This is a genomic window from Vibrio sp. YT-19(2023), from assembly GCF_033337395.1.
This window is the reverse complement of the sequence record NZ_JAWOQN010000034.1, coordinates 1-18348: the sequence shown is the minus strand read 5'-3', so window position 1 is coordinate 18348 and position 18348 is coordinate 1. Positions and strand designations below refer to the sequence as shown.

15 protein-coding genes are annotated in these 18348 nt (G+C 45.7%); 3 read left to right on the top strand and 12 right to left on the bottom strand.

Going from position 1 to position 18348, the window contains the following annotated elements; all coding sequences use genetic code 11:
• Window positions 1-38 precede the first annotated feature (38 nt).
• On the bottom strand, window positions 39-2546 hold the full coding sequence (gene rnr / locus R7E78_RS19890) for a ribonuclease R (RefSeq protein ID WP_064368822.1): 2508 nt from the start codon (window positions 2544-2546) through the stop codon (window positions 39-41).
• A gap of 115 nt (window positions 2547-2661) precedes the next feature.
• On the bottom strand, window positions 2662-3087 hold the full coding sequence (gene nsrR, locus R7E78_RS19885; RefSeq protein ID WP_005381392.1) for a nitric oxide-sensing transcriptional repressor NsrR: 426 nt from the start codon (window positions 3085-3087) through the stop codon (window positions 2662-2664).
• 157 nt (window positions 3088-3244) lie between these two features.
• Between nsrR and hmpA the strand changes: the two genes are divergently transcribed.
• On the top strand, window positions 3245-4429 hold the full coding sequence (gene hmpA, locus R7E78_RS19880) for an NO-inducible flavohemoprotein (RefSeq protein WP_262636186.1): 1185 nt from the start codon (window positions 3245-3247) through the stop codon (window positions 4427-4429).
• Window positions 4430-4509: 80 nt separating this feature from the next.
• Here hmpA and motX read toward each other — a convergent pair whose 3' ends face one another.
• Together motX and R7E78_RS19870 are read right to left on the bottom strand one after the other, a co-directional pair.
• On the bottom strand, window positions 4510-5145 hold the full coding sequence (motX, locus tag R7E78_RS19875) for a flagellar protein MotX (protein ID WP_005381388.1): 636 nt from the start codon (window positions 5143-5145) through the stop codon (window positions 4510-4512).
• Window positions 5146-5361: 216 nt separating this feature from the next.
• Window positions 5362-6678, bottom strand: coding sequence for an adenylosuccinate synthase (locus R7E78_RS19870; RefSeq protein WP_005381385.1), 1317 nt, complete (start codon window positions 6676-6678; stop codon window positions 5362-5364).
• Between the two features lie 172 nt (window positions 6679-6850).
• Here R7E78_RS19870 and R7E78_RS19865 point away from each other — a divergent pair, with 172 nt between their 5' ends.
• On the top strand, window positions 6851-7036 hold the full coding sequence (locus tag R7E78_RS19865) for a DUF2065 domain-containing protein (protein WP_005381383.1): 186 nt from the start codon (window positions 6851-6853) through the stop codon (window positions 7034-7036).
• A 63-nt stretch (window positions 7037-7099) separates the two neighbouring features.
• Here the strand turns inward: R7E78_RS19865 and hflC are convergent, their stop codons facing one another.
• From hflC to tsaE, 8 genes are all read right to left on the bottom strand, one after another.
• On the bottom strand, window positions 7100-8080 hold the full coding sequence (gene hflC / locus R7E78_RS19860) for a protease modulator HflC (protein WP_005381382.1): 981 nt from the start codon (window positions 8078-8080) through the stop codon (window positions 7100-7102).
• Between the two features lie 2 nt (window positions 8081-8082).
• The gene (gene hflK, locus R7E78_RS19855) at window positions 8083-9288 is read right to left on the bottom strand and encodes an FtsH protease activity modulator HflK (protein ID WP_005381381.1); all 1206 of its coding nucleotides are present in this window, start codon (window positions 9286-9288) and stop codon (window positions 8083-8085) included.
• Between the two features lie 45 nt (window positions 9289-9333).
• Window positions 9334-10623, bottom strand: a complete 1290-nt coding sequence (gene hflX / locus R7E78_RS19850; RefSeq protein ID WP_005381380.1) for a ribosome rescue GTPase HflX — start codon at window positions 10621-10623, stop codon at window positions 9334-9336.
• Between the two features lie 38 nt (window positions 10624-10661).
• Window positions 10662-10925: an RNA chaperone Hfq gene (gene hfq, locus R7E78_RS19845; protein WP_005381379.1), complete on the bottom strand. Its 264-nt coding sequence runs from the start codon at window positions 10923-10925 to the stop codon at window positions 10662-10664.
• Window positions 10926-11119: 194 nt separating this feature from the next.
• On the bottom strand, window positions 11120-12052 hold the full coding sequence (gene miaA / locus R7E78_RS19840; RefSeq protein WP_005395375.1) for a tRNA (adenosine(37)-N6)-dimethylallyltransferase MiaA: 933 nt from the start codon (window positions 12050-12052) through the stop codon (window positions 11120-11122).
• A complete protein-coding gene (mutL, locus tag R7E78_RS19835) occupies window positions 12049-14061 on the bottom strand; it encodes a DNA mismatch repair endonuclease MutL (RefSeq protein WP_213874975.1) in 2013 nt (670 codons plus the stop codon). The genes miaA and mutL overlap by 4 nt, the downstream gene beginning before the upstream one ends.
• Window positions 14062-14079: 18 nt before the next feature.
• Window positions 14080-15789, bottom strand: a complete 1710-nt coding sequence (locus R7E78_RS19830; protein WP_005381374.1) for an N-acetylmuramoyl-L-alanine amidase — start codon at window positions 15787-15789, stop codon at window positions 14080-14082.
• Window positions 15783-16247, bottom strand: coding sequence for a tRNA (adenosine(37)-N6)-threonylcarbamoyltransferase complex ATPase subunit type 1 TsaE (gene tsaE / locus R7E78_RS19825; protein WP_005381372.1), 465 nt, complete (start codon window positions 16245-16247; stop codon window positions 15783-15785). The genes R7E78_RS19830 and tsaE overlap by 7 nt, the downstream gene beginning before the upstream one ends.
• 277 nt (window positions 16248-16524) lie before the next feature.
• On the opposite strand from tsaE, the gene queG reads away from it, so the two are divergent.
• On the top strand, window positions 16525-17652 hold the full coding sequence (gene queG, locus R7E78_RS19820) for a tRNA epoxyqueuosine(34) reductase QueG (protein ID WP_005381370.1): 1128 nt from the start codon (window positions 16525-16527) through the stop codon (window positions 17650-17652).
• The last annotated feature ends 696 nt before the right edge of the window (window positions 17653-18348 follow it).

Sequence of the window (18348 nt, the reverse complement as noted above, 5' to 3'; positions counted from 1 at the left end):
CTGCGCCAACCGAGTTTGAACTAAGTTGGCGCTTCAACCTACTGCGCTTCTTTTTTAGTGCGCTTGGTTTTCTTCGGCTTACTGTGCGGCTTCTTTTTACGTGCTTTTTTCACTTTAGGCTTCTCGTTGCCTTCGGCGTCACCACGTTTTGGGCCATTACGCTTACTCGTTGCGCCCGTTTCTTCTGGGCGTTTAGTTGGCTCTATCGCAGGAATTGCACGAGCCGCGCCACCTTCTTTCGATGAAGAGCGAGTCGCAGCGCGTTTTTTATCTTTCGCTTTGCGTTTTGCTTCCGCTGCGCGTTTCTTCGCAGTCTTACCTTCGCCGCGTAGCTTACGACTTGTTTCGACCAATTCAAAGTCAATTTGCTTGTCATCGAGGTTAACAGCCAGTACTTTTACTTTTACTGCATCACCTAAGCGGTAGATGTTACCGAAACTTTCACCAATAAGTCGTTGACCAATCGGGTCAAATTGATAGTAGTCGTTCGCAAGGGTAGAAATATGTACCAAACCATCGATGTGCAAATCCGTTAAACGTACAAAGAAGCCAAAGCTAGTGACATTAGCGATAACACCGTCTAGTTCGTCACCGACGTGGTCTTGCATATATTCACACTTCAGCCAATCCGCAACATCACGTGTTGCATCATCAGCACGGCGCTCTGTCATCGAACATTGTTCGCCGTAAAAATCCATGTCGTCAAACGAGTAATGATAGCCACCTGTTGGTGTCCAGCGATCTTGATTACGACCTTCTTCTTTAGCAATCAGATACTTGATTGCACGGTGAAGTAACAAGTCAGGGTAACGACGAATTGGCGACGTAAAGTGCGCATAGCGTTTCAATGCCAACCCAAAGTGCCCCGCGTTATCTGCGTTGTATACCGCTTGCTTCATTGAGCGTAGCAGCATGGTCTGAATCAACTCTTGATCTTGACGCCCGGAGATTTGACGTGCGAGATCAGCATAGTCCGTTGGTGAAGGCTCTAAACCACCTTTTAGCTCAAGACCAAGTTCACTTAAGAAGTCACGGAAACCTTGCAGGCGTAATTCACCTGGAGATTCGTGGATACGATAAAGCGCGGGCTCTTTCGCTTTTTCTACCAGCGATGCCGAAGCAATGTTGGCTAAAATCATACATTCTTCGATGATCTTATGCGCGTCATTACGAATTACTGGCTCAATGCTTTCGATTTTACGTTCCGCATTGAAAATAAATTTGGTTTCAACGGTTTCAAATTCGATTGCACCGCGTTGATCTCGTGCTTCTTTCAGCACTTTGTACATCTTGTGCAACTCTTCTAGATGAGAAACAAGCGGCTGGTAGCGCTCACGTAGTTCTTCATCCCCTTCTAGAATCGCGCTCACTTTGCTATATGTGAGACGAGCGTGCGAGTTCATCACCGCCTCGTAATGCTTGTAACCAGACAGCTTACCTGTATCGGAAATGGTCATTTCGCACACCATACACAAGCGATCTACTTGCGGGTTAAGCGAACATAGACCGTTCGACAGTACTTCTGGCAACATTGGCACAACTTGCGAAGGGAAATATACTGAGTTACCACGATTGATCGCTTCTTTGTCCAACGCAGAGTCAGGACGAACGTAGTAACTGACGTCAGCAATCGCTACCCATAAACGCCAACCACCTTCTTTGTTCTTTTCACAGTAAACGGCATCATCAAAGTCTCGTGCGTCTTCGCCGTCAATGGTCACTAGTGGCAAATCACGTAGATCCACACGACCAACTTTCGCTTCTTCTGGTACTTCTTCGCCTAAGTTTTCGATTTGTTTATCGACGGCTTCTGGCCATTCGTGAGGGATTTGGTGTGTACGAATCGCAATTTGTGTTTCCATACCTGGTGCCATGTTTTCACCAAGGACTTCAACCACTTTACCCATCATGCCGCGTGAGCGTGAGCCACGATCAGTAATTTCAATTACGACTACGTTACCCATGCGTGCACCCGCTTTGTGCTCATTTGGGATCAGGATATCTTGGCTGATACGCGAGTCATCTGGGACAACATAGGAGTATCCATATTCAAGGAAGAAACGACCAACGATTTGATCATTGCGCTCCTCTAGCACACGCACCAAACGTCCTTCACGGCGGCCGCGCTTGCTGTTGTCTGTCGGTTGCACTAAGACAAAATCACCGTGGATGATGTTCTTCATCTGATGGTGCGGTAACAGAATATCATCATCCTTGCCGACGCTGCCTTCTGGACGTACCCAACCATGGCCATCACGATGACCAATCACGTAACCTTTCACCATTTCAAGTTTTTCAGGCAATGCATAGCACTGACGGCGGGTAAACACCAGTTGGCCATCTCGCTCCATCGCACGTAGCCGACGACGCAACCCTTCGTATTGCTCTTCGCCCTCAAGCTTTAGTGCCTCAAACAAGTCGTTACGATTCATTGGAACGCCCGCTTGCTCTAGAAACTCGATGATAAACTCTCGGCTTGGAATTGGATTTTCGTAATTTTTGGATTCACGATCTGCAAAAGGATCGTTTGGAATATTGTCTGACATAGGCACGCCTATCTAGCAAGGAAGGTATATGGCTAGTATATCTGAGTCTCTCGATAAGCTACAGAATTGCTTTGAAAAAAGAATGATCGAGATCGACTCTAGGCATGCAAATGAGTTAAGGACGAGCCAGCAAGATCAAAAGTTCAGAATTGTCACTGAGCAAGGATTCAATCGTGCAGTCATCCAACTCCGCCAGAAAGGCACTTTTTGCTTTCGCCAATTTATCTTTGAGGCGGCAAGCAGGGGTAATATGGCAAAAATCCACACCACAGTTGACTAAATCTAACGGCTCTAAATCGCGCACAACACCACCGACTGTGATTTCAGACGCTGGCTTCATCAGCCGGATACCACCGTTTTTTCCGCGCACGGTATGGACATAACCCAACTGCCCTAACCGATTGATAACTTTAACCATATGGTTGCGCGACACACCAAATAAATCCGTCACTTCGGTAATGCTGGTTAACTCATCTTCCGGCAACGAAGCCAAGAAAATTAAGGTTCTCAACGCATAATCAGTGAAACTAGTTAACTGCATATTCTCTCCCAAAGTGCGACTCAATAACCCGCTGGTGATGCTAAAACCCCAAACTTGAGCTATCGATAAAAGTGTAAATCTTTTCTTGATCGAAAGATACATTTGAGATACAACTTTAAACATGCATTATAAATACAACTTAAAGTAGGAAGCCCTTATGCTCAGCAATCAAACTATCGAGATCGTCAAAGCGACCGCACCACTCATCGCCGAAACAGGACCAAAACTGACCGCGCACTTTTACGAGCGTATGTTTACTCATAACCCTGAGTTGAAAGATATTTTTAACATGAGTAACCAGCGTAACGGCGATCAGCGTGAAGCATTATTCAACGCTATCTGTGCCTATGCTGCCAATATTGAAAATTTGCCAGCTCTGCTTGGCGCAGTAGAGAAAATTGCGCATAAGCACACGAGCTTTTTGATCACAGAAGATCAGTACCAAATCGTTGGTAAGCATTTACTTGCGACAATCGATGAGCTTTTTAATCCAGGTCAAGAAGTGTTGGATGCTTGGGCTGAGGCTTACGGCGTACTTGCGAATGTATTTATTCAGCGCGAAGAACAAATTTACCAACAAAATGAAGCTTTGGAAGGCGGCTGGCGCGGTCTACGCGAATTTGAATTAGTCGATAAAAAGATTGAGAGCGAACACATTTGCAGCTTTGTGTTCAAGCCAACCGATGGCCAAAAAGTGGCGCCGTATAAACCGGGACAATACCTTGGCATCTACATCAACAGTGACCAGTTAGAAAACCAAGAAATTCGCCAATATAGCCTGTCTTCTGCGGTCCAAGAGAACACCTACCGTATCTCAGTAAAACGTGAAGAAGGCGGAAAAGTGTCGAACTACCTGCACGATAGCCTGAACATTGGCGAAAAAGTGCAGCTTGCGGCCCCTGCCGGTGATTTCTTTATGGATGCCGAACCACAAACACCCGTTGTTCTAATTTCTGCTGGTGTGGGACTTACTCCAACGCTGTCAATGCTAGAAAGTCTCTCAGAACATCAAGCACCTGTAACTTGGGTTCATGCAACAGAAAATGGCCAACAGCATGCTTTCAAGCAACACGTAAACCAACTCGTTGCAGAAAAAGAAAATATGAACGCGCTCGTTTGGTATAACCAACCAACGGCAGAAGACAAGCTAGGTGAAGACTTCCACTTCACGGGCTTTGTCAATCTGTATGAAATTGAAGCTGCATTAAAGCAAGATAACGTGCAGGTGTACTTCTGTGGTCCTGTAGGATTTATGCAGCACGTAGCGAAACAGCTATTAGAACTTGGCGTACCAGAAGAGCAATTCCATTACGAATGCTTCGGTCCACACAAAGTGGTTTAAGCGCTACCAACTATCGGGAAAACAACAAAGCCCACGTCACGTGGGCTTTGTTGTATGAAGTTGTTTGCAATATTGAAGCGTTACCAAAAGGTGTCTCGCCGTTTAGCTCGAGCAATAACGTTTTGTGGCATGCGCTGTTCAAGGCCGTTTCTCAATACAGTTATGCGCTTATGCTGCCGCTTATCTGCTGTGACAGAGTTATATAACCAACGATACGCATCTTCGTAATCGAGTGGACTGCCATAATCACGTAAAAGCAACTCGGCCAGATGAATACGCGCGTTTAGGTTTCCCATTGACGCAGCTTCTCGCAAATATGGAATTGCACGTTCTTTATCTTGCTGTACTAAAGTGCCACGCGAATAGTATCGGCCAATCTGCTCTAGTGCAGCTGGTAACCCCTGATGCGCTGCATTTTCGATGTAGTAAAGACCCAGTTCGACATCTTGCTCGACACACACCCCCCAAGCCAACATATCTCCGTACAGAAATTCATAAGCGGGTAAGTTAATTCGAGTCGCACGAGCTACGATATCCTCCACCAGCTGGCAGTTATCAGCGCGCACACGTTGTAAGTGCTTATTTTGCTCAATAAGCTTTATCAGCTCTGCTTCGGTATAGATCGGAACTGGTGCCCCCACATCAGCAACATTGGCTTTCACTGTGGTAGCAACCAAGGTCAACAACAGTGAAGCAGCCACTGTTCGTAACTTCATAAACGTACCCTTAAGGTATCTAAGAAACCAAAGATCGGTGAAGGATCTCCTCTGCTTGATAACCTTATCGGCAAAAAACAGCTAAGCTTTAGACAATTTTTGCCTCTGATTTAGGCTCAGCGGCAAAAGCTTGCCATATGAGAGTCACGCTGTTTTTGTTCAGATACAAAAAAGCCGACCATAAGGTCGGCTTTTGCAATCTTTAACGGCTATCAATTAAGCTTCGAATGGGTGAACTTTGATGATAGTTTCGTTACGGTCAGGACCTGTAGAGATGATGTCTACTGGAACGCCAGTTAGCTCTTCAATACGCTTGATGTAGTCAAGAGCTGCTTGTGGTAGAGCATCTAGTGACTTAGCACCAAATGTGTTCTCAGACCAACCAGGCATTGTTTCGTAGATTGGCGTTGCTTTTTCGAATGCTTCAGCAGCCATCGGAGAAACTTCTAGCACGGAGCCATCTTCCATCTTGTAACCAGTACAGATTTTTAGCTCTTCTAGACCATCTAGTACGTCTAGTTTAGTTAGACAGAAACCAGATACAGAGTTGATTTGGATTGCACGACGCATAGCAACAGCATCGAACCAACCTGTACGACGTAGACGACCAGTTGTCGCACCGAACTCGTGGCCAACTTCACCTAAGTGCTTACCAATTGGATCTTGCTTATCTAAACCGTCGTATAGTTCAGTCGGGAATGGACCAGCACCAACGCGAGTACAGTACGCTTTTGCGATACCCAAGATGTAACCGATGTGACGAGGACCAAAACCAGAACCTGCAGCAACACCACCAGCAGTCGTGTTAGAAGACGTTACGTACGGGTAAGTACCGTGGTCGATATCAAGTAGTGTACCTTGTGCACCTTCGAACATGATCTTGTCGCCGCGCTTACGTGCTGCGTCTAGTTCGTCAGTTACGTCGATAACCATTGACGTTAGTAGTTCAGCGTAGCCTTTAGCTTGCTCAAGTACTTCTTCGTAGCTTACTGGTTCCGCTTTGTAGAAGTTAACTAGTTGGAAGTTATGGAACTCCATGACTTCTTTTAGCTTCTCTGCGAAAGTCGCCATATCGAATAGGTCGCCAACGCGTAGACCGCGACGAGCAACTTTATCTTCGTATGCTGGACCGATACCACGACCAGTAGTACCGATAGCTTTTTTACCGCGAGCGATTTCGCGAGCTTGGTCCATTGCAACGTGGTAAGGAAGAATTAGCGGACATGCTTCAGAAATGAAAAGACGCTCGCGTACTGGAATACCGCGCTCTTCAAGAGGCTTCATTTCTTTAAGTAGAGCTTCAGGTGATAGTACAACACCGTTACCGATAACACATTTTACGTTATCGCGAAGGATACCTGATGGAATTAAGTGAAGAACGGTTTTTTCACCGTCAATTACGAGAGTGTGACCTGCGTTGTGACCGCCTTGGTAGCGTACCACGTATTTTGCATCTTCAGTTAAAAGGTCTACGATTTTACCTTTACCTTCGTCACCCCATTGGGTGCCTAGAACGACTACGTTATTTCCCATCTTTCCAAGTCTGATTGCTAGTTAAAAATGGATTCTAGCACCGAATCACGCTTCTTGCAGTCATTTTTTGTTCACAGAGTTGCTACCAGAATGTCATCTTGCCGCTTTGTTCATTTTGAAATCAGCATATCACTGATAGTATTTAGCTTTCTCTATTCGACTGGAAAGCGCTATGTCTGAATCCATATGGTTGGCGATTGGGCTCGTCTTGATCGTGGAAGGCATTGGGCCACTGATTGCTCCTAACGGTTGGCGGAATATGGTGGCTCAATTAAGTGAACAACCCAACAATCAGCTACGACGCATCGGTGGCTGCCTAGTAGTTGCTGGAGCCGTCATCGCCATCATGATGAGCTAGCACTTAGCATCAGATACAAAAAAGGCTCCCTAAGGAGCCTTTTATTTCAATGAGACGCGGAGATTATTTCTCCATGCTGCCCTTCGACTGGTTCATGTATTGGAAGAACTCACTCTTCGGATCAAGCACCAGAATATCGCTCTTAGAGCTGAAGGACTTCTCATACGCACGTAGCGAACGTAGGAAGCTAAAGAACTCAGGGTCTTTGTTGTATGCTTCAGCATAAATCTTCGCAGCTTCAGCATCCGCCTCACCTCGTGTCACACGCGCAGTTTTATCAGCTTCAGCTAGAATAGTTGCTACTTCTAGTTCTGCTTGAGCACGAATAACTTCCGCTTTTTCACGACCTTGAGAACGGTGCTTACGAGCAACGGACTCACGCTCCGCACGCATGCGACGGTAGATAGACTCACTGATTTCATCAGGCAGGTTGATTTTCTTCATTCGGAAATCAACGACACGAACACCCAAGTCTTTCATTGCGCTTTCACGCGTGTCTTTCAATACTTCAGACATGATTAGGTCGCGTTCACCATCAATCTCAAGCGCTTCACGAGCCGCTTCAGTTGCGACAACATCAGCACTTGCGTCTTCTGGTAGCACATCATCGTTACGTGGACCAGATACGATCTGTTTGATTTCACGAGCACCGATTTCAGAACGAAGCACGTCCGTCACTTTACGCTCAAGTAGTGCCTCTGCCGTTAGCGAGTTACCACCGCCTGTCGCGAGGTAGTAGCGACCAAAATCTTCAATACGCCACTTCACGTAGGTATCAATGATAACGTCTTTTTTCTCAGACGTTACGAAACGGTCTGCACGACCATCCATTGTTTGGATACGTGCATCAAGTTGTTTCACACGGTCAAACAAAGGCATCTTGAAATGCAGACCAGGCTCGTAAATTCGAGTGATGTCGTTATTGTCTTTCAAGACACGACCAAATCGAACCACGATACCGCGCTCACCTTCAGGAATCACAAACAAAGACATCAACATTAATGCCAGTGCGATTACCAGTACAGGGATCATTAACTTACGCATTCTTAGTATCTCCCTTGACGTGAACCTGTTGAACGAGACTGCGAGTTCGAAGTGTCTTCTTGTGTACGATCAGACTCAAGTTGAATTTGATCATAGGTTGAAGATGACTTCGATTTACGTTTGGTATCTGCTTTGCCCTCTTGTCCCGCCAACTTATCGATTGGAAGGTAAAGAAGATTGCCGCTTGATTCCGAGTCAATCAACACTTTCGAAGTGCTTGAGTACACCTCTTCCATTGCGTCAATGTACAGACGATCACGCGTTACACCAGGCGCTGCCTGGTATTCTGGTAGTAGTTTTTCGAACTGTGCTACCTGACCAAGAGCCTCGTTAGTGACACGCTCATTGTAACCTTGTGCTTCTTTCTTCAAACGCTCTGCACGACCCGTTGCCTTAGGCAAGATTTCGTTCTTGTATGCTTCAGCTTCACGAATGAAACGCTCTTCATCCTCACGTGCTGCGATTGCATCATCAAACGCATCTTTCACTTGCTCTGGTGGACGAGCAGACTGGAAGTTCACATCAACAAGTACCAGACCCATATCATAGCTATCAATGATTTGGTTCAGTGTTTCTTGCGTAGTTTGACGAATTTGCTGACGACCACTGGTTAGAATGCTATCCATCAATGAGTCACCAATTACTGCACGTAGTGCAGAATCCGTTGCTTGACGCAAGCTGTCGTCTGCATTGGTTACACGGTACAAGTATTTGTATGGGTCAGTCACTCGGTACTGAACATCCATCGCAACTGTTACAACGTTTTCATCTTTAGTCAGCATTAGACCAGATGCACGTAGTGAACGAATCGCTTGTACGTTTACCGCTTCGTACTCATCAATAAAGCGAGGACGCCAGTTAAGACCTGGGTCTACGATACGATCGTATTTACCTAAACGCAGTACAACACCACGCTCTGCTTCACCGATGGTGTAAAAACCAGCGAAAAACCAAACCGCAACAGCAATCAGAGCAATCACGCCAAAGCCAATTGCACTACCACCACCGCCGCCGATTGGAGAACCACCGCCGCCTTTTTTACCAAACTTGCCGCCCAGCTTTTGACTCAGTTTGTTGAACACTTCATCTAAATCTGGCGGACCTTGATCTCGGCCACCAGGACGCTGGCCACCACGATTATTATTACCCCAAGGGTCATTATCGCGGCCATTGTTGCCGTTGTTATTTCCAGGCTCATTCCACGCCATTAGAAAGCTCCATCATTTGATATGACGTTATACTGTAGCAGTCCTTTAAGTGACTATAAAGCCAGTCAAAACTGCCCCTTCTCTTTTTTCAAGTCTAGACCAATCTACTTGCTGCATTCGAATATCGATCAACAAGTTACCATCCTGGTCATATTCCTCACGTTGAATACACTTCATTTGGAAGAAGGTACTACGGAATCGTCCTTGATACTGTGGAGGAATTCGCAACTGATGCTCGACCATTTGTGACGCCAGACGTTCCGTCAGAGCCTCAAACAGGACATCAATGCCCAACCCATCCATTGCTGAAACCCAAACTGCGCGAGGTACGCCTTCCTCGTCTCGTTCTATACGTGGTTTCTGCGAATCTAGATTGTCGATTTTGTTCATGACAACCAGAGTCGGCACTTCATGCGCGTCGATCTCTTCTAGTACTTCATGAACAGCTTGAATATTCTCACGAAAACGCTCATCACTGGCATCAACAACATGTAACAAAATGTCAGCTTCTTGCGTTTCCTGCAAGGTTGCCTTGAAGGCCGCAACCAAGTCGTGTGGCAAATGTCGAATAAAACCAACCGTGTCTGCCAAGATGGCAGGACCAACATCTGCTAACTCTATCTTACGTAAAGTCGGGTCCAAAGTAGCAAATAATTGATCAGCCGCGTACACGCCAGCTTCTGTAATACGGTTGAAGAGTGTCGACTTACCCGCGTTGGTGTAACCCACAAGTGAAACCGTTGGGATTTCAGCTCGATTTCGGGCGCGGCGCCCTTGTTCACGCTGCTTCGCTACTTTGTCTAAGCGTCGCAGGATGGCTTTGATTCTGTCACGCAATAAGCGACGGTCGGTTTCCAGCTGGGTTTCACCCGGGCCACGTAAACCGATACCACCTTTCTGCCTTTCAAGGTGCGTCCAACCACGAATCAAACGAGTAGAGATATGACGAAGTTGAGCCAGCTCTACCTGTAGCTTACCTTCGTGTGTTCGAGCTCGTTGAGCAAAGATATCGAGAATAAGACCAGTGCGGTCGAGAACTCGACATTGGCACAGTGCTTCGAGGTTACGTTCTTGGGCAGGAGAGAGGGCGTGATTAAAAATCACAATTTCGGCACCCGTTGATTGTACCGCTGTAGCAATCTCTTGGGCCTTACCCTCTCCGACATAGTATTTCGGGTGTGGGGATTGACGACTACCAGTTACCACTTGTAGCGCCTCTACCCCAGCAGAAGAAACCAGCATTTCGAACTCAGCCAGATCTTCCCATTCACCTTCTTGCGTGAAGTTGATATGAACAAGTACGGCTCGCTCACCGGATTCATAACGGTCAAACAAGCAATCAACTCCTTATTTTAAAAATACTCGATGAAGAATTAATCTTCTGATTTCTCTTGTGGACGCTCACCTTGTGGACGTTCACCGCTGTGATGGCTCACTGGACGAGCCGGCACAACTGTTGAGATCGCGTGCTTGTACACCATTTGGTTAACAGTATTCTTCAGCAGGATCACAAATTGATCGAATGATTCGATCTGACCTTGTAGTTTAATACCATTCACAAGGTAGATAGATACCGGGATACGCTCACGACGTAGCGCGTTTAGAAATGGGTCTTGTAGAGATTGCCCCTTAGCCATTTTTATTTTCCTTATTTAATTTGTAGTTGTAATTATTTAGCTAGTGGTGCAATGCAAAAGATACGGCTTTTGCATCTGAGCTAAACGAATCAAAAATGCACTCTAAGTAATTAGCAGCATAGTATAAAAACCGCCAACAACAGATCCTTTGAGAGTGCGTTCACGCAAAAACGATCACATTATACACAGCTATGTCAATCAGATGCTATTGCTTCCGACATCGTTTCTAATGCCTGTTCAATGTTCTCGCTATCCAACCAAGTTAAATCATCCCAGCTGCGTAACCAGGTGATTTGACGCTTGGCCAATTGACGAGTCGCGCATACGCCACGAAATACCGCTTCGTCACGTGTACACTCCCCATCTAAATACTCCCACATCTGTCGGTAACCGACGCATCGTATGGAAGGAAGATCGGGGTGAAGATCTTTTCGCGAATGTAACGCTTTCATTTCTTCTTCAAAGCCCGCTTCCATCATCTTCTCGAAACGGAGTTCAATCCGACGGTGAAGTTCTGCCCTATCCTTGGGAGCTATTGCAAACTGCTTGACTCGGTATGGTAGGCTTTCACCTTTCGTTTGAGTCAATTCAGTCAAAGTTTTACCTGAAATGCGAAAAACTTCCAATGCCCGAGATAAACGTTGGGGATCATTGGGATGGATTCTCGCGGCTGACACAGGATCAACCTCTTTGAGTTCATCGTGCAACACTGACCAACCTTTAGTCAATGCCTCTTGTTCAATTTGCTGACGAATTTCAGGATTTGCAGCAGGAAGTGGTGATAAACCTTCAAGTAACGCCTTGTAATACAGCATTGTTCCACCCACAAGAAGTGGAATTTTTCCTTCTGCAACAATATCATCCATCGCTTTCAATGCATCTCGACGAAAGTCGGCGACAGAGTAAGATTCACTTGGATCCAAAATATCTATCAAGCGATGAGGCGCCAAACTTAACTCTTTTTCATCCGGTTTCGCCGTACCGATATCCATCCCTTTGTAGATCAAAGCAGAATCAACACTGATGATCTCAACCGGAAATTTTTGACGAAGACGAATCGCCAGCTCAGTTTTGCCTGATGCAGTTGGCCCCATTAAAAATAGCGCCAAAGGTAGTTTATCTGTCATGGTTTTAATTTGGCTATCGTGGCAGAGAAATCAACAGCGGATACGAATTTTGTATCTTCTAATGGCAATTGACCATGTCTTAGCTGTTCAAGTTCCGCAATAATTTGAATGGCTTCAGAAAAAGTATAGTGACTCTTCACTGTCGTGACCTGTAATGCGAGCCAATCTATCAACTCAGACAGCATCTGAGCCGCTGCTATACCTTCGTTCACACAAGATTGCGCGTAAGATAACAGATCTGGTACTAAATTTTGTAAGTTTTGTTGACGCAGCGGAGCTGGGACGCCCATCACCATTAAGGCGTGCTCGTTTCTCGCTTTCAATTGAATACCAAGCAATGCCAAATCTTGTTGATAATCTTGGGCCAGTCTCACTAATTCGGCCTCTAACTTAATAGATAGAGGAACAAGCAGAGGTTGTGCCTTGAGTGCACCATCGCTTGGAGAAAGCTGGCCTTTTACACGATAAAATTCTGCTCTAGGTAACGAGACTAACGCCGCCCCACTGTCACTGCTCATCAAAACAAATTGTTCATCGACCACCATCAGCGCTTTGCCTAATGCAGTAATCGATGGCATTGATGTGTGCGAAGTTATCGTTTGGGGCGCTATTGGAGTGACTGCCTGAGCCTCAAACTCTGGCGTTTTCAGCAGCTCGTGATAAGCGCGTACTTCTTGTTTAGTTGGCGCTGGTTCTACGTGGCGCTCTTTACTGTGACTTGGCTTTGGTGCAGGTTTGGATTCCACCCAATCATTACGTTTGAATGACTCCACTACGCGCGCCTCTCGCACGGAGGTCTCACTAGGACCGCTATTACGAGGCTTCACTTCATAATCACTGCGTCCAGGATAAGCCGGTGTACTCTCTATCGCTTGATAAACCCGCTCTGGCACCGGTGAAGATGCTGGCTCTTGTACTTTTTCAGGCTCTGGCGAATGCTCAATCTCTTCGGATTCAGTCGGTTCCACGCGATGAAATGCCGATTCATTCACCTGTGGTTTATCAATCACAGCGCTTTGTGAAAGTGCATCCGTCAAAGCTTGATAGATGAAATCATGCACCAAACGAGCTTGGTGGAAACGCACTTCATGCTTAGCAGGGTGAACATTCACATCTACTTGGTGCGGATCTAGCTCAATAAAGAGCACATACGCAGCAAACTGATCTGGCTTTAAGCTCATTTCATAGCTTTGACGAATCGCGTGATTGATTAATTTGTCACGCATCATTCGGCCATTCACATAGCAATATTGTAAATCGCTTTGCTGCCTTGCTCCCTCTGGTGTGGTAATCCACCCATGTAACTTTAACCCTTGATGCTCAAGCTCGATTCTGAGCATATGCCGCACAAACGCATTACCGCAGACAGCCGCAATACGCTTTTCGGTTTGAAGCTGATTTTTCGCCGCGCGATATTGACGGATGATCTTGCCGTTATGACGCACATTGATGGTGACATCAAAGCGGCTTAACGCAATGCGTTTCAATAACTCATCAATATGAGCAAATTCGGTTTTCTCCGTACGAAGAAACTTGCGACGCGCTGGAGTATTAAAAAATAAGTCCAACACCTCAACGGTAGTGCCAATCGGGTGCGCTGCTGGCTTAAGCTTCACCTGCATATCACGCCCTTCGGAGTAGGCACTCCAGGCTTCTTCTTGTGCCGCAGGACGCGACGTGAGCGTCAAACGCGAGACTGAGCTAATACTGGCTAACGCTTCACCGCGAAAACCTAGACTCATAATGGCTTCGAGATCATCTAAGGTATGTATCTTAGATGTCGCATGACGACTGAGCGCTAAGCCGAGTTCATCTTTCGCGATACCTTTTCCGTTATCACGAACACGAATCAGCTTTGCGCCTCCTTTCTCGATATCGATATCGATTCGAGTTGCGCCAGAATCAAGACTATTTTCAACCAGCTCTTTAATCACAGAAGCAGGTCTTTCGACCACTTCCCCTGCGGCGATTTGGTTTGCAAGTCTGGCTGGCAAAATTTTAATCGTCATAATGAGTTAGGAGCTCACCTACTTGTTTGGAATGATCAGGACTTGCCCAACCGCTAGCTGATCAGAGCGTAAGTTATTCGCTTTACGAATGCTCGATACGCTAACGCCGTATTTGGACGCTATTTTGCCAAGGAACTCACCCCGAGAAACCTTGTGCTTACGAATCGGTTTATCTTTTACCGCGACCGTTATCTTCAACTTTTGCCCTACCCACAAGGTATCTGACTTCAAGTTATTCTCTCGGCGGATATCTGAAACCTTCACTTTATAGTGATTCGCAATCTTACCTAAGAACTCACCAGACTTAACCTTGTGCGTAATGGTTTCTGTCTCAACAGTAATCGGTTTACTTGGCACTTTAATCGTACCAGCAGAAGGAATGTTGAGCTTCTGACCAATTGCCAAGCCTGTCGACTTCAAGTTGTTTGCCGACATCAGCGCTTTAGAGCTAAGCCCATATTTGTTCGCGATCACCGATAATGACTCGCCACGCTTTACAATATGTACCATTGGCTTCGCTGAAGGCGAGAACACCGTACCCTCTGGTGGGTTATCTTTTAAGTACTTGACGACCGCCTTAGTGATAGCCTGAGCTAACTTATCTTGGTGCGCTCGTTGAAACAGTAATCGCTCTTCTGTTGGGTTAGAAATAAAACCCGTTTCCACTAGCACAGACGGAATCTGTGGAGAGCGTAAAACCGCAAGGCTGGTGTTGATCGGTTTGGTGTTATGCAGGTGCGCAACACGTCCCATCTCACCTAGGATTTCTGTTGCCAGCTTATAGCCTTCTTTTTGTGAATGACTAAACTGCAAGTCCAACAAAGTTTGGTTCACGTTACGATCTTTTGTCTTCGTGAAGAACGCATTACCCGAGCCGCCCAATAACTCAGACTGTTTCTCATGGTTCTCGACCCAACGAGCAATTTCGGTATTTGCACGACGAGTATTTAGTACGAAGACCGATCCACCGCGAGGCTTCGGTGAAGTAAACGCATCTGCGTGAATGGAAATCAGCAAGTGCGCATCATTTTCACGAGCAATCGCGACACGACGGTTTAAGTTTACAAAATAATCTCCCGTACGAGTCATGCGCGTTTTAATACCAGGAGTCGCATCGAGCTGAGCAGCAATTTTTCTTGAGATACTCAATACCGCATCTTTCTCGTACTTACGACGTGAAGGGCCAATAGAGCCAGGGTCTTCCCCACCGTGACCAGGGTCGATAACAATTAACACTTCTTGAGCTCGTTGAACTGAACTCATGTCTTTGCTGGCCGCCGCTGGCTTACTCGGTTTAGAGGTCGATGCCTTCTTACCGTGCGGTAAATCAATCACCAAGCGGTGACCATACTGCCCACCTGGTGTTGGGCTTAATTTAAATAATTCCGCTTGAACGCTCTTTTTTAGTTCAAACACCAAACGATAAGTGCCCTTCTCTGGAGGCGAGCTTTTTCGTACCAGTTTTAAAACAGGGCTATCCGTAACAGTAACAGGCAGTTTGGCCTGCATCGTCGTGCTTTTTAAATCCACGACAAGGCGATCCGGCCCTGATAAAGAGAAATAGGAATAGTCAGCTTCCGAGCCTAAATCGATGACAACACGTGTTTCATCAGGTGAAGGCCAAACTCGAAAACTCTTAACGACGTTAGCAAATGCTAAATTGGGGATGAGAAGGAGAAAAGTGGCGACAAACGTCGCCACTACTCTAAAATTTGAAAAACTCAACATAGCTCCAATCGACTGAGTAACTGCACACCATAATCATTATTAGCTGTTAGTTCGGCTACACGTTGCTCACCTTGGTAGCGAATGTTTACATCAAGATCCGGTTGTGGCAGTAAGCCATGCCCTTTTTCAGGCCATTCAACCAAGCAAATCGCATCGTCTGTGAAATAGTCTCGAATCCCCATAAACTCAAGCTCTTCAGGATCCGCAAGACGATAAAGGTCGAAGTGATATACTTGCCACTGATCCAACTGGTACGGTTCGACTAGAGTATAAGTTGGACTTTTCACGTTACCTTGATGACCAAGAGCACGGACAAAACCACGACTAAAGGTTGTTTTACCTGCACCCAAATCACCATGCAGATAAATTGTGGTTTGCTGGGAACAAAGCTGAGCCAGAGCGGTGCCTAGTGCAACCGTTTCATGCTCATCTTTTAAATTGAATTGTTTCGTGCTCATTGATGCTTCTCTAACTAATGATCGTTGACTATATAAAAATCAAAAGAACAGGAATAGTAAACCGTGTTGGTTTTGAGAGACAAGCTTTCAAATGTCATATGTGCGAAAAAAGTATCCAATAAACGGTATCTTAATCATCTTAGTATCGACCTAGATTTAGAATATATGCAAATGACTTCAATAAGCAGTATTCACAACATCAAAAACGTACCTAACTGGGTAGCACCAAAGCCAGAGATCCGTTAAGATCCGCCCCCCCTTTATTCCGGTGGTTAACATGAACTACGAACAACTCGCACAACAAATCAAAGTTTGGGGAAAAGAACTCGGCTTCCAAAAAGTTGGGATCTGCGACGTTGATCTGAGTGAACATGAAGCAGCACTACAAAAATGGCTTGATGCAGGCTATCACGGCTCAATGGATTGGATGGCTCGTCACGGTATGATGCGTGCTAGACCCCATGAGCTACTCCCGGGAACCGTTCGTGTTATCAGCGTCCGGATGGACTATCTGCCACCAGAGGCTCAATTCGCTTCGAACCTCGCGAATAAAAGTCATGCCTATATTAGCCGCTACGCACTAGGGCGCGATTATCACAAGCTCGTCAGAAAGCAGCTAAATAAGCTCGGCAAACTTATTGAACAAGAGGTTGGTCAATATGGTTACCGACCTTTCGTTGATTCCGCACCAATATTAGAGCGACCTCTCGCCCAAAAAGCGGGCTTAGGTTGGACCGGGAAACATTCCCTGATTTTAGATCAAGACTGTGGATCGTGGTTCTTTTTAGGTGAACTACTTATCGACTTACCACTACCCGTAGATGAGCCAAGCGTTGATCAGTGCGGTAAATGCAAAGCATGCATTACATCATGCCCAACACAAGCTATCGTTGAAGACAAAGTTGTCGATGCCAGGCGTTGTATCTCTTATCTCACCATCGAGTTCGATGGCGTGATTCCTGAAGAGTTTCGAAAGCCAATGGGTAACCGCATTTATGGTTGTGACGACTGTCAATTGGTTTGCCCATGGAACCGCTACGCCGACATAACGGAGCAAGATGATTTCCACCGTCGTGACAGTTTCAAAAACCCTGACCTCGTCGACATGTTTAACTGGGATGAAGCGACTTTTCTAAAAAATATGGAAGGCTCCGCTATCCGTCGTATTGGTCATATACAGTGGCTACGTAACATCGCTGTCGCACTTGGTAATGCAGAATATAGTCAGCGAATCATAGATGCGCTGGAAAGTCGGCAAGGTGAAAATAAATTACTTGATGAGCACATTAAATGGGCTTTGACAGAGCAACTGAATCAACTCCCCACTGAGAGTAATTCATCTATAGAGACGAAAAAGCAACGCTTAATAAGGATAGTCGAGAAGGGACTGCCGAGAGACGCATAGAGCGTAGTCTATATGCAAGAGATTGAAAGTACTTTTGCATGTTCAATTCATGACCTTGTTCTCAATTTTGTAATGTGGAAAAAAATTTGAGATTCAAGAAAAACAAGCTAGCAGAAAAAAGTTAAACACAGCTCGGAGAAATGACTAGGATCAAAAAAATACCAGTTAATGATCGTATTTTAACGTACTCGATCCGACAAAAAACTTATTTTTTCTTTATATAACAAAGATTTAATTGATATTTCTTTGTTGTTTCAACTTCACTTTAGAGAAAAGATCTTTCTTCCCCATCATAAAAAGTCAAGCTAAAAACACTTTATCAACCAACTTATCCACAGAACGACGTATGTGGATAACTCTGTTAATTAAAGTAGATAAAACACGCGAAGCCTCATCATACTTGTACGTCAGCCGATTCATATCGTGTTTTAAACACAAACGAAATCGTCCGACATCATATGATGCGGATAAAAGTTTAGCTTTTGGGGATTCATGCTTCGCAGCATTATGAAAAGAGCGATGTGATTGGTTGCGAGAAGCAGGCGTTGAATCAAGCGGCGCATCCGTAGACGACTTAACAATTGTATACTAAATAAGTACTCAATCTATCGTCTTGTATTTGGTTGCGGGGGCCGGATTTGAACCGACGACCTTCGGGTTATGAGCCCGACGAGCTACCAAGCTGCTCCACCCCGC